General features: G+C 39.9%; 12 protein-coding genes. All 12 read right to left on the reverse strand.

Annotation, left to right across the window (positions count from 1 at the left end; genetic code table 11):
• Positions 1-666: multicopper oxidase domain-containing protein (locus CWC30_RS12115; RefSeq protein WP_171034714.1), on the reverse strand; the 666-nt coding region annotated here is incomplete at its 3' end.
• Positions 667-693: 27 nt separating this feature from the next.
• Positions 694-1,164, reverse strand: coding sequence for a YybH family protein (locus tag CWC30_RS12120; protein WP_024596192.1), 471 nt, complete (start codon positions 1,162-1,164; stop codon positions 694-696).
• Between the two features lie 15 nt (positions 1,165-1,179).
• Positions 1,180-2,067, reverse strand: a complete 888-nt coding sequence (locus CWC30_RS12125; RefSeq protein ID WP_024596191.1) for a CopD family protein — start codon at positions 2,065-2,067, stop codon at positions 1,180-1,182.
• Positions 2,068-2,086: 19 nt separating this feature from the next.
• The gene (locus CWC30_RS12130; protein WP_004589258.1) at positions 2,087-2,434 is read right to left on the reverse strand and encodes a copper resistance CopC family protein; all 348 of its coding nucleotides are present in this window, start codon (positions 2,432-2,434) and stop codon (positions 2,087-2,089) included.
• A gap of 24 nt (positions 2,435-2,458) precedes the next feature.
• Positions 2,459-4,291 (reverse strand): 2Fe-2S iron-sulfur cluster-binding protein, encoded by a 1,833-nt coding sequence (locus CWC30_RS12135; RefSeq protein WP_024596190.1) that lies wholly within the window; start codon positions 4,289-4,291, stop codon positions 2,459-2,461.
• On the reverse strand, positions 4,291-4,902 hold the full coding sequence (locus CWC30_RS12140; RefSeq protein ID WP_232311327.1) for a PepSY domain-containing protein: 612 nt from the start codon (positions 4,900-4,902) through the stop codon (positions 4,291-4,293). Before CWC30_RS12140 ends, CWC30_RS12135 begins: the two co-directional genes overlap by 1 nt.
• Before the next feature lie 88 nt (positions 4,903-4,990).
• Positions 4,991-8,155 carry an efflux RND transporter permease subunit gene (locus CWC30_RS12145; RefSeq protein ID WP_076923062.1) on the reverse strand — a complete coding sequence of 1,055 codons (3,165 nt, stop codon included), beginning with the start codon at positions 8,153-8,155 and terminating at the stop codon, positions 4,991-4,993.
• Between the two features lie 15 nt (positions 8,156-8,170).
• Complete coding sequence (locus CWC30_RS12150) at positions 8,171-9,928, reverse strand: efflux RND transporter periplasmic adaptor subunit (protein WP_076923063.1); 1,758 nt, start codon at positions 9,926-9,928, stop codon at positions 8,171-8,173.
• The gene (locus tag CWC30_RS12155; protein ID WP_004589253.1) at positions 9,928-11,355 is read right to left on the reverse strand and encodes a TolC family protein; all 1,428 of its coding nucleotides are present in this window, start codon (positions 11,353-11,355) and stop codon (positions 9,928-9,930) included. The genes CWC30_RS12150 and CWC30_RS12155 overlap by 1 nt, the downstream gene beginning before the upstream one ends.
• Positions 11,355-11,852 carry a DUF411 domain-containing protein gene (locus CWC30_RS12160; RefSeq protein WP_004589252.1) on the reverse strand — a complete coding sequence of 166 codons (498 nt, stop codon included), beginning with the start codon at positions 11,850-11,852 and terminating at the stop codon, positions 11,355-11,357. Before CWC30_RS12160 ends, CWC30_RS12155 begins: the two co-directional genes overlap by 1 nt.
• Before the next feature lie 107 nt (positions 11,853-11,959).
• A complete protein-coding gene (locus CWC30_RS12165; RefSeq protein WP_004589251.1) occupies positions 11,960-12,319 on the reverse strand; it encodes a hypothetical protein in 360 nt (119 codons plus the stop codon).
• A 157-nt stretch (positions 12,320-12,476) separates the two neighbouring features.
• Positions 12,477-12,608, reverse strand: coding sequence for a hypothetical protein (locus CWC30_RS19075; RefSeq protein ID WP_008467834.1), 132 nt, complete (start codon positions 12,606-12,608; stop codon positions 12,477-12,479).
• Positions 12,609-12,748: the final 140 nt, after the last annotated feature.

Consider the following 12,748-nt stretch of genomic DNA (forward strand, 5'->3'; position numbering starts at 1 on the left):
GTCATCAAAAAACTCTGGAACAGTAGGTTGATTAAAGTTAAATACATCGCTCTGTACTTTTAACTTGCGGAACAAATCCATTGGGTCATCATCAGTCCAATCAGACAATTGGATAACATGCTCATTGTCAGCACTAATAATATCCTTTTCTCTTGGCTCAATAATTAATGCGCCGTACATACCTGTCATTTCTTGAAAGCCACTGTGTGAGTGATACCAATATGTGCCGCTTTGTTGCAGCTTAAATTTATAAACAAAGGTTTCACCCGGCATTATACCTTTAAAGCTAATACCCGGTACGCCATCCATTTGATACGGAAGAATGATCCCATGCCAATGAATTGAACTCGGCACTGATAATTTATTAGTTACCCTGATAGTAACGTCATCACCTTCTCTGAGGCGCAAGGTAGGAGCTGGTATTGAGCCATTGATTGTTGTAGCCATTCTTACAACACCTGTGAAGTTTACGGGTGACTCATCTATCACCAGATCTATTATTTCTCCACTTAGTTCGGGCACAGTACCTGTTATTGTTCCAGCCACTAAAGATGAAGCAGCATGAAGAATGCTTGGAAAAGCAGCTAATATACCGCCAGCAGCTAAACCTTGTACAAAGCGTCTACGCGGTGTAGAAATTTGATGTAATGGATTGTTGTTTCTCATTTTACTCTCCGAGGTTTGACCAATAAATTAGTGTGACCAATGAATGTGCTTAATTTTCCATTCACCGTTTTGCTTTTCGAGAACCATTGTTTCCATCCCTTGATAATCACGTTCTTCACCATTGTAAGTACCTTTAGTTTGACTACGCGAGGCAGAGATAGCTGTATTTCCAAGTATCGTCACTTGATGTTCAAGTGTGTCGCTCTTCATCGCTGCTAAATACTTCATATCCGACAACATATGATGATGAGCATATTCATCAGCGCTCCTTTCAACGCGGCCTCCCTCGAAAATGGTGACATCATCCGCTAACTGCGCTCTAGCCTGTTTTTGATTGCCAGTTTCAAGTGCTTGATGAAATGCCAAAACAACTTTTGCGGCTGGTGTATCTACACCTTTAAACAATCCTTTGTCTTTATTCTTATCACCATGAGCGTTTGCTGCGAAACTAAACGTCATTAATAAAACGAGTAGGATATTTATTGTTTTCATTTTCATTTTCTCTTTTAGGTTTTAATTTGCAGGGCCAACAACACTAGTAAGCCCAGCCGTTACAGATAAAATGGCAAAAGCTACTACCATTTCTATCGAGATAGATTTAGATAAAGCCTCTCTGCCTTGACTATTTTTAAGTTGTGGAACGAGTATTAGTTTATGTTTAGCAGCAAGTGCCAAAATAGACACTACAAGGGCCAATTTAAACAACAGTGTTTGTCCGTAACTTGAGCTTATTAGTGCATCAAGACTTCCGACCAATTGAATCACGAGCCAGAGGCCTGCTACCAACAATAGGCTCAATGTAAAACTTGCTTGTTTGCCAAAGCTTTCCATCAGCAAATGAAGTTCTGCATAACTTAGCTGATGGCAAGCCTGTTTTAGTGGCAATAACGCCCCAAACCACCATGCCATAACGAGCACATGCAAAATAAGCAAGCCTTTTTCAATTGTGCCTAACTCAGAAATATGACCCAGTAACGTGAATGAGTATGCAAGGATTAATAAACTCAACATTAAAGCGCTTTGTTTTAAGTACGAGTTCACAGCGAGTTTGAACCTTAAAGCTAAAGCGATTATTGCGGTAACTAGCCCAAGCGCTCGAAGCAAAGCTCCAGTGCCGACAGAGGAGTCCCACATAATAGCCAATATATCAGCGTCTATCGCCCCCTGAATTCCCTCTTCTGCCATTGCACCAGTACTGGCAAAGAACCAAGTAATATTAGCGATCAAAGCCATAACTATATAAGTTCTTGTCCACGTTAAATTCGCTATTACAGCATTAGTATGAGATTCATTATTCTCAAATATTTGCCTGAAAAATGTATAACCAGCAATACAGGCAAAGCCGACGTAAAATACAATTTTTGACAGTACAATGACTGTATTCCAGATATACATTTCCATATCAATCACACCGCCTATTTTAGTGAACCATAAAGCCGAAGCTATGTTTCATTTTATGACCATCGTTACCTAAGAAGGTTACATCCACAGCATAGTTTGCAGGAGCTAATTTAGGTAGTTTCCATGTAAATTTGCTAGTAGCGACTTTAGAAGGCTCGAATCCAAATTTAAATTCTTCGCCTTGTTTATTGGCCAATGAAACTTTTACAACCCGTACCTCTTTGGTGAACACCAAAGTTAACTCTTCTGGAGGATTCATTAGCATTGCATTATCAGCAGGCACACTTTTTTCAAGATGCACATGCGCAAATACCGCACTACTAAAAACGACACTGATTACGGTTAAAAATTTAATTAATGTTTTCATATATACCTCTATTTATTTAATGGATTAACGACTAAATTTATCTTTGAAAATTTGATTACTTGGAATCCCAGCATCTGTAATTATTTTTTCCACTTCACTCATCATTGCTTCTGGACCGCACAAGTAAAACTCAGCCAAAAGCAGTTCTGATTTTTGGTTCATATACGGCAGAAGTACTTTTTGAACATAGCCTGAGTGCCCTTGCCATTCTTCTGAAGGATTAGAAAGAGTAGGAATATAAGAGAAGTTTTTATGCTTCTCACTCAGTGACTTCAATTCATTATGGTATAGCAAGTCATCTTCAGTTCGCGCACCATAGATAAGAGTCAAACCACTTTTATCTTTATGCTTTTTCAACTGTTCAAAAATAATAGACCTCAGTGGTGCAAGTCCTGAACCCGCACCAATAAACACGCGACTAACTTTTTTATTTGAAGTGGCATAAAAATCAGAAAAAGGGCCTTTTGCAGTTATCGTTTCACCTACTTGGAGTGAACCTAAATAACTTGAACCTATTCCTGCTTTAAAACCATTCTTTGCGGTCTGCCAACGGATATTAAACATTAACTCATCAGACTCCTCGTCAAAGTTAACTAATGAGTAGTGGCGAGTTACACCGTTATGAGAAAATTTTCCATGATAGTAGCTATCCCAGTATTTTTCATAGCACTCTGGCATATCATCTGGACGTAAGCTATTCATCCCTGCTGGCACATCAAATTGCATATATGCACCAGCTTTAAATGCCAACTGTTTGCCTGATTTCAGCTTAAATTTCACTTCCTTGATAAAAGGAGTAATGAAATTAGTCGCAACCACAACTAGCTCATGATTTTCAATATTGCGATCAGTATTAACTTCAATCGAACTAATTTCAGAGAACCTATGCTGACATCCAAGCCGATAACCTTCCTTAAGTTGCTCCTGAGATAAATGTTCCTGTTCAGATAGTGTGATAGGTAATTTAGTTGAACTTAAGAACACGCATTTGCCACAAGTACCGCCACCACCGCAACCTGAAGGAAGGTATACATGTGAACTAGCTAGCCCTTCTAGTACAGTTGAGCGACCAACTGCTGAGATGTCAGTAATAGTATTTTCATTGGAAAACGTCACTGCCACTTTTTGCCTGTTAGTGCCCCAACCTAGCTTCAGTAAACCACTTCGATACTGTTGTATCAGCCAAGTAACACCAGTAATTGAAAGGAATAGCGTTGCAAAAGCAAATGCAATGATCAACCAATGGTTAAATCCTCCAGAATTGCCATAGTCCATAAAGTGAAGCTTCATCATCAGATCTTTCAATCTGAAATCATCATTGGCATGGCGAAGTACTTGACCTGTAATACTATCTAAATAAATAGTTGTATTGTTCTCATCCTCAACGGCAACTTGCCACATAGGATTTTGCTGCCTTACGTGATCAGAAAACGGAGGTTGAGATAACACTGGAGTAGTTAACTTACCCTGTCCTGAGTAGGAGTTTTTTGCCAAAGTTAGTACTTGTTCTTCAGACAAATTAAATGGCTTTCCTGTTACAGCATCAAATAGCTTTGAGTGGCGTTCTTGATAGCTATGCTGCCCCTTATCGAACACAAAATGATAGTAAGGCTGATGTAAAACCCATATAAGGTTTACTTCCTGCGGAGCATTACTAGTAATGTCTTTAATAGGGAATAGGTCAAAGCCTGTAATGCTACCTTCATGATGAGAATGAACTCTAAGTTCATTACCACTGGCTTTACTGTGATCCATCAAATTGAAGTAAAGGCCCGTTCCCAACCAAATAAGCAGTTGTAAACCAACAAATAAAGAAAGCCACTTGTGTATCGTTGTATTTAACTTAAATAGTCGCATCAAATGACTCCCTTTTTATTTGGGGAAAGCACTCGGTAATAAGTCAATACTGCGCCAGTAATTGCTCCCATTAGACCTAGAGTTGCGACCAAGAACAAAAACCAGTTAGATACGTTTTCTCCATCATAGTAATCCATAATGTGGAACCGCCACATCCAATCAAACAATCGCCAGTAATCATGACGCTTGGCAACAAGTGATCCTGTTTGTTGACTTATATAAAATGTCGGTGTGGAGAATTGCTCAAACGTCACTCTCCAAACAGGTAAATGCCTTGGGGACAACTCAGCAGGCAAGTTTGTCGCTGACTTAATCAACCTTACGCTGTCGATTTGATGATTCAGCGCATAATGGTATTGTGCGATTTCTTTAGCCTTGATTTCATCTACAAGTGCCTGAACAGCTCCAGTTTTAGCATCTATTGCTACTTTTCCATTTTCTCCATTAATAAAAGAATACAAAGGACGGCCCATACTTTGAGTAAGTGTAACTTGGCTAGCTTTAGGATAATCCGCAGCTAGCTTTACAATGGAGTAATCCATACTTGCTAAATCTATTTTGGCTTCCTCACTCTTAGCCAAGGTTTCGCCGTGTATATAGTGAATATCCATAGTCACCATATACACGCCTGTAATAGACCAGAAGAGGAATTGTATTCCGACAAATGCCATTAGCCATTTATGGTACTTCCTAGCTTTTCTAAGCATTGTTTTTTAGCTCCGAGTTAGAAAGTTCCTTGTTAAAGGCGTTTACTTCGGGCTTTTTAACGATTGAATAAATCGCGGGTAAAACAATTAGAGTTAGCAGGACTGCACTTGTCATCCCACCTACCATTGGTGCAGCAATACGACTCATTACCTCAGAGCCTGTTCCTGTACCATATAAAATAGGCATTAGGCCGATAATGATTGTCGCTACTGTCATCATTACAGGACGAACACGTAATCCAGCACCGTGCAATAAGGCATCTTGATATTCATCTTCTGAGATGAGTTCTGCTCGCTCTTTCGCTTTTTCCTTAAGCTCAGCAAGTGCCTGATTGAGATAGACCAACATTATCACACCAATCTCAACCGCTACCCCAGCTAGAGCAATAAAGCCCACGCCAACAGCCACAGAGAAGTTAAACCCTTCCAGATACATCAACCATAAGCCACCAATCATCGCCATCGGCAAGGTAACGATAATGATAGCCACCTCACTAAACGCTCTGAAGTTTAAGTAAAGTAGAATAACAATAATGGCGAGTGTTAAAGGCAATACATAGGTGAGCTTTTCTTTCGCTCTTTCCATATATTCGTATTGCCCAGCCCAAGTAATTGAATAACCTGCTGGTAGTTTTAGATTATTAGCCAAGTGTATTTTTGCACTTTCAACATAAGTACCTACGTCAACACCGTCTATATCGATAAACGTCCAGCCATTTAAACGAGCATTTTCACTCTTAATCCCCGGCGGACCGTTCTCAACTCGAATATCTGCGACATCACCTAGTGCAATGCGTTGACCACTTGGTGTTACAACAGGTAATCGTGATAGCTGCTCAGGAGAGTCTCGATAGTCTTGCGGATAGCGTAAGTTAACAGGGTAACGCTCTTGACCTTCTACCGTTTGGGTAACGTTCATACCACCAATAGCTGTAGAAACCACTTGTTGAACATCTTCGATGTTTAACCCAAAGCGACTTGCCTTATCGCGTGAAATATCAACCTTGATATATCGTCCACCTGCAACTCGCTCTGAGTAAACTGATGCTGTGCCTGTAACTTCGGGTAAAATTTGCTCTATTTGTTGGCCGATTTCCTGAATCACATCAAGCTCTGGTCCGGCGACTTTAATACCCACAGGCGTTTTAATACCTGTTGCCAACATATCAATACGAGTTTTGATTGGCATAACCCAAGCATTCGTCAAGCCCGGAAACTTAACCAACTTATCAAACTCAGCTTTTAAAGATTCTGTTGTAACTCCCTCACGCCACTCTTCTTGAGGCTTCAACTGAATGAAGGTCTCAATCATAGTTAGAGGCGCGGGATCAGTTGCAGTTTCAGCTCTTCCTACTTTACCAAATACTGTTTCAACTTCTGGCACTGTTTTAATTAGCTTGTCTGTCTGCTGTAGAATTTCTCTTGCCTTACCAATAGAGATCCCCGGATATGTAGTCGGCATGTACATTAAATCTCCTTCATCTAGAGGAGGAATAAACTCGCTACCAATCTTATCAACAGGCCAAAAACCGACGATAGTCACTAATATTGCTGCTACAATTGTCGATTTTGGAAACTTCATGACTTGCTTTAAAACAGGCATGTAAATAGCAATTAGCAATCGGTTTAACGGATTTTTCTTTTCTGAAACAATTTTGCCTCGAATAAAGTACCCCATTAATACAGGCACCAATGTTATCGCTAAGCCTGCTGATGCAGCCATTGCATATGTTTTTGTGTAAGCAAGAGGAGAGAACATTCTTCCTTCTTGCGCTTCCAAAATAAATACAGGCAAGAATGAGACTGTAATGATGAGCAAACTAAAGAATAATGCAGGACCGACTTCACTTGCCGCCTTTGAGACTATTTGCCAACGATTTTCATCTGTTAGCGGTGTCTTTTCCATATGTTTATGCATATTTTCAATCATCACTATTGCGCCATCTGTCATCGCACCAATTGCAATAGCGATACCACCTAATGACATAATATTCGCATTGATACCTTGCATATGCATGATGATAAATGAAGCTAAGATGCCAATAGGTAGAGTGACAACTGCAACAATCGAAGATCGCAAATGAAACAGAAATGCAACACATACAATCGCGACGACAGCAAGCTCTTCGAGCAATTTACTCCATAGGTTTTCTACCGCCTCTCCTATTAAGCCAGAGCGATCATAAACCGTAACTATTTCAACTCCTTCGGGTAAACCTTTTTTTAACTCTTCTAATTTGGCTTTTACTCCATCAATGGTTTTTTGTGCGTTTTCACCAAAGCGCATAACAACCACACCACCAACAACTTCTCCTTCACCATTAAGTTCCGCGATGCCCCGTCTCATTTGTGGACCTAAGTTAACTTCTGCCACATCGCCAATAGTAAGCGGCGTTCCTTGTTCGTTCACACCGAGAGGGATCAACTCTATATCTGAAATACTTTTGATATAGCCAGTAGCGGTAACCATGTACTCTGCTTCAGCCATTTCAACAACAGAGGCACCTGTTTCTTGGTTACCACGCTTAAGGGCCATTTGAATGTGACTAAGTGGTATACCGTAGGCTCTTAACTTATCGGGATCGACTTGTATTTGATATTGTTTAACCATTCCACCAACGGCAGCAACCTCTGACACTCCGGGGACAGTTTGCAATTCATATTTTAAGAACCAATCTTGAATACTACGCAATTGGCTAATATCCAAGTTGCCCGTTTTATCTACAAGAGAATATAGGTAAACCCAGCCAACACCTGTCGCATCTGGCCCTAGTTGTGGACGCGCACTAGCGGGTAGTGAAGGGGCTACTTGACTTAAATATTCAAGTACTCTGCTCCTTGCCCAATATAAGTCAGTGTCTTCGTCAAAGATGACGTAAACAAATGAGTCACCAAAAAATGAATAGCCACGAACAGTAACAGCGCCGGGAACAGACAACATTGCAGTTGTCAGTGGATAAGTAACCTGATCTTGAACAACTTGCGGTGCCTGACCGGGGTAATTCGTTTTAATTATTACTTGAACGTCAGATAAATCTGGTAGTGCATCAACAGGCGTATTCTTTATTGAAAATAGCCCACCACCAATCAAAATTAAGGTAGCTAAGATAACAAAGAAGCGATTGCCAATTGACCATCTAATAATTGATTCAATCATTATTTTTCTCCCAACTTAATGATTCGAGTGATCAACGACCGGCTTATTTTCCTTGCCGTGTTGTTCATCTGATTCAAGAGAAATGTCAGTGATAACTAAGTCATCCCTAACCTCAAAAGTGAAAGTGACATTATCACCAACATTGAAATCAACTATTTCTATATTGTCCGCGACGATAAAATCCATCGTCGCAGCAGGTCTATCCCACTTCTCTATTGGGCCTCGGCTAATATTTAGAATCCGTGTATCAATATCAATCGCATTAATTAAACCTGATACTGTTGCTGATGATACTTCTTCACTCATATCAGCAGGCTCACTCATGATATGAATTCCAGTAACTTCATATCCACCCTCTTCGGTTTTGCTCACTTCAAAGTGCAAAGATTGACCTGACTTTAATGAGTCAATATCGACTTTTTCAGCCACAGTAAAATCCATAACCATTTCAGGCCAATCCCAAGCTTCAGCAGGGCCATGTGAAATATTAACCATGCGGTGCCCTGCCATAACACTATTAACATCCCCTTGCATCCAAACAGAGTTAGGCACTTCATCATGAGTCATTCGTTTAAAGTCAGAGCTTTTACTTGATTCAGAATCAATCAAGAATTGGGCAGATGTCACCACAACGTCATCTTCATTTAAGCCGTCTAATATTTCGATGCTGTCGATATCAACCCGGCCAATAGTCACTTCAATAGATTTAAATTGCCCATCACCTAACGCAAGTACTACTCTGTCCTGTTTACCTGTTCTAATAACGGCTTCTTTAGGCACGAGGATGGTGCTATCAGCTTGATTAGCGTGAATAGAGACTTGTGCAAACATATTTGGTTTTAATTGATAGTCTGTGTTATCAAATTTCAATCTCACTCGGAGTGTGCGTGTTTTACTGTTCAATGTTGGATAAACATAATCAACGACACCAGCCCAGTCCTCACCGGGTAAATAATCCAGTGTCATTGATACAGGAAGTCCTTTTTTAATTAAGGCTGCGTCACGTTCAAACACTTCTGCTTCAACCCAAACTTGATCTAGCTGGCCAATGCTTAATAAGGTGTTTCCCGGCTTTACATAAAAACCTTCTCTAACCTTCAAACCATCGACAACACCTGCTTGTGGTGAATAAAAGGTAATTGTTTGCTGAACCTTTCGTGTCTTTTCTAGCTTTTGAACAAAGTCTGCTGAAAGCTGTAACGCTTTTAGGCGATCTTTGGCTGCTGAAATTAAAGAACTATTGTTGCGCTTTAACGCTATTAACAGCTCTTCCTGAGCATTAACTAACTGAGGAGAATATAGTGTATAAAGAGGCTGCCCTTTCTCTACAGGGTTACCTGCTGCTTTGATGTAAAGTTTATCAATCCAGCCATCAACCCGTGGGTGGATATGAATTAGCTTATCTTCATCATATTGAACATAACCTACCGTTGAGATTTCAGTATGCATATTTTTCAGTTCAACAGGTGCAGTGCGAACCCCAAGGTTATTCACTACATGAGGCGCAATTTTTACTGCTCCGGGGCCAAAGTCATCACCAGATGATCCTTCCTCATACACTGGAATTAGATCCATCCCCATAGGCGACTTACCGGGCTTGTCCCGGCGGTAATTAGAATCCATCGGTGCAACCCAATACAGAGGCTTTTTTTCTCCTGATGTTGCTTCATTACTATTACTGTTTGAGCCAGTACCTTGATATAAACTCAATGCTCCAGCACCAAGTGCTGCCCCAATGATGATGGCAATAATTGTTTTTGTATTCGTTGACATTATTTTTCTCCAAATTGCTGACTGGATAAGTGCTGATTAGTTTTGTGTGAAGTTTGCATCGACTTATGTTCAGCATTTGAGTTAGATTGAGAATGCGCAAAGAAATAGTTGATACGAGCAACTGTTTTAAGTGCGTCAACATCAATTCTTAAAGCTGATATTCTGGTATTTAATTCGGCAATTCTTGCTCGAACAACTTCGGCAAAATCGCCATCATCATTTGTGTAGGCTGTCAATGACGCTTCTGCTTGGTCATGAGTTTGTTTAAGGAGTTGTTCTTGATAGATAGATTGTCTATCTGATAAGCGTTTAAGCTGTCTTAGTTCTTTTTCTAAAACACTGATCATTTGCTTTGTCAGTAATAGTTTCTCGGTTTTAATAGTCTCTGAATCTGCAATAGAAGCTGCAACTTGCTTATCTTGTCTGTTCTCGGTAAACAAGGGTAAATCAAACGTTACCCCAACAGAAAATAAATCAGCTCGGCTATCACCAGAGGGCATATTGTCGCGATAGGCATAACTAGCATTAACACCCCATTGCGGCTCATATTGCTGTTTGGCTAACTCAATTCCTTTTTCTGAAGCTTTGCGTTTTATATCAATCGCAAGTATGGCTGGGTGATTCGAAAGCTCCTGAGCCAATAGATTTCTTGAGTAATTAGATGCTTTTAGGACTGTTGGATTATTCAATTGAATCGAAGGCAATTCTTTTGAGACGCTAAACTCTAATGGTTGCGCGTCAAAGTTGAATGATTCATTCAAACGATCCGCATCGTAAATATGAAGCCACTCATTGAGACGAGCGATTGTCGTTTCTAGTTTCTGCTTTTGCGAAGTTAATCTGTCATCTAACTGCACGATTTCCAACTGAGCACGAATAACATCTTGCTGTCTAGTTTTACCAACAACGTTTGAATAGCTAGCTTTAGCCACTTCCGCCATCTGCTCAAAGAGAGACCAATCATCTTCAATCAATTTAATAGTTTGTTGGGCTAAGTAAGCATCTAACCAAAGTTGTGACACTTGGCTTTTCAACTTAGCTTTACGATCCTCTCGTAACAGTGGAAATTTCGTGGACTCAATTTGTAACTGGTCTTTCTTGATCTCTAGACTGTCGCCTCTCGGAAACATTTGAGAGACGCCAACCTTTAGCTGAGTCATTCCTTCCTGATCTAAATCCCAAGTATCTGTTGGTAAATTCATTATCCCTAGCGATACTTTCGGATCAGGCAAAGTACCTGAAGCAATACTTCTATTTTCAACTGCACTTTGTTTCAATCGGCTACCATGAAGCCAAGGATCATTTTGCTGAGCTAAGGTGATAGCTTGTTCAAGCGACACTACTTTCTCAGCTTGAGCTGAGAATACAGATAAGCCGAGTATTAATGCAGTTGAAAGTGAAGTAAGGTTTGAAGAGTTCAATTTCATTAGAATTGCTCCTCGTATGTCTTAACTTTTGCATAGACTTTGCTCGTTCCATCTTTAAATAGAATTAACACGTTGTATGGCATAAAGCGGTCATCGACTTCCATACCGGGAGAGCCAACTGGCATTGCTGGAACTGAAAGCCCAATCGCATTGGGATGTTCTTCTGATAAGAACTGCTGAATAAATTTAGCAGGTATATGACCTTCAAAGGCAAATCCATTTCTACTCACTGCCGTGTGGCATGAACGGTAATTAGGTTTGATACCATACTTAGTTTTGATGTTGCCGATGTTTCGGAAATCTTTGGAATGCGCAACGATCCCTTTGTCTTCAATATGAGTTATCCATTTTTTACAACACCCACAAGTAGGGGTTTTATAAACGATTAACTCCAAAGGTGTTACGTCGTTATTGTGTGCATGGTTATGTTCGTTGGCGTTTGCAAACGCAGGTGAAAGCAGCATTACTACTGCTATTTTTAAATACTTATTGATCATTTTTGCCCCCAGACATCGCTGGAAAATATCTATAGCGCTACGACGCTATATTGACTAACAGAAAAATTAATTACATGTGCGAGAAATTTGGACGCACTAATCCTGTATTAGGCAAAAATTGGTGGACGATAAAGGGAAGTGGAAATTGAATGAGGTTGTTTAGATTGCAGAGCAGCTACAGATTCACTGAATATTTGAATATCTGTCGAATCAATACTGGAATTTAGGACTGTCGTAGATGAGCAAGCATTTGCAGGACAAATACATTCAACGTCACAACAATCTTCTGATTGACCATTACTGCTTTTATTCATATCACCATGATCCATGTTCATGTTCATGTTCATGTGTGATTCGTGAGAACCTGATGACATTTCGCAAGGCATAGCAGAATACGCAAATGCTTGCCCTACAAAGGCAACCAGCATAAGCGTCATTACTAAGACTTTTGAAAATGCTTTAGACATAAAATTCTCTTACAAATATACATCTCTAATACTAATGCAAATTTTTGACTAAGTCAATTGATGCTGTATAAACATTTATGAATATTTGATTATCGTCAAATTTTTCAAAGAGGTAAGTGACAAATAATAATCTCATCAGACTTCTTATCTTCGCTATTCAATGGCTTTTATTTTGAGACTTAAGTTGCTCTCTCATTTCTAAAACTCGATCTGCCGAATAAGCTCCTGCTCTCATAACAACCAGTTCAACAAATGAAATATCAATTAACTTATGGTCAGCATCAATCACATAACAACTCCCACTATGTGTGTATATTTCTAACTTATCCTCATCAGCAGATTTGCTAACAATCTTTGAAGTCACGATTTGCTGAAATGGCCGAAACCTGAATGTTTCATCTTCAATCCCCCCCCTGATAAAAACTCGCC

Source organism: Pseudoalteromonas sp. S4741 (assembly GCF_005886135.1).
Classification (GTDB): Bacteria; Pseudomonadota; Gammaproteobacteria; order Enterobacterales; family Alteromonadaceae; genus Pseudoalteromonas; species Pseudoalteromonas tetraodonis.

Bases quoted from the DNA above. Each gene is read 5' to 3' on its own strand.
- CWC30_RS12160 (WP_004589252.1), bottom strand. From the start codon at position 11,852: ATGATCAATAAGTATTTAAAAATAGCAGTAGTAATGCTGCTTTCACCT.
- CWC30_RS12135 (WP_024596190.1), bottom strand. From the start codon at position 4,291: ATGCGACTATTTAAGTTAAATACAACGATACACAAGTGGCTTTCTTTA.
- CWC30_RS12120 (WP_024596192.1), bottom strand. From the start codon at position 1,164: ATGAAAATGAAAACAATAAATATCCTACTCGTTTTATTAATGACGTTT.
- CWC30_RS12130 (WP_004589258.1), bottom strand. From the start codon at position 2,434: ATGAAAACATTAATTAAATTTTTAACCGTAATCAGTGTCGTTTTTAGT.
- CWC30_RS12155 (WP_004589253.1), bottom strand. From the start codon at position 11,355: ATGAAATTGAACTCTTCAAACCTTACTTCACTTTCAACTGCATTAATA.
- CWC30_RS12165 (WP_004589251.1), bottom strand. From the start codon at position 12,319: ATGTCTAAAGCATTTTCAAAAGTCTTAGTAATGACGCTTATGCTGGTT.
- CWC30_RS12125 (WP_024596191.1), bottom strand. From the start codon at position 2,067: ATGGAAATGTATATCTGGAATACAGTCATTGTACTGTCAAAAATTGTA.
- CWC30_RS12150 (WP_076923063.1), bottom strand. From the start codon at position 9,928: ATGTCAACGAATACAAAAACAATTATTGCCATCATCATTGGGGCAGCA.
- CWC30_RS12140 (WP_232311327.1), bottom strand. From the start codon at position 4,902: ATGGATATTCACTATATACACGGCGAAACCTTGGCTAAGAGTGAGGAA.
- CWC30_RS12145 (WP_076923062.1), bottom strand. From the start codon at position 8,155: ATGATTGAATCAATTATTAGATGGTCAATTGGCAATCGCTTCTTTGTT.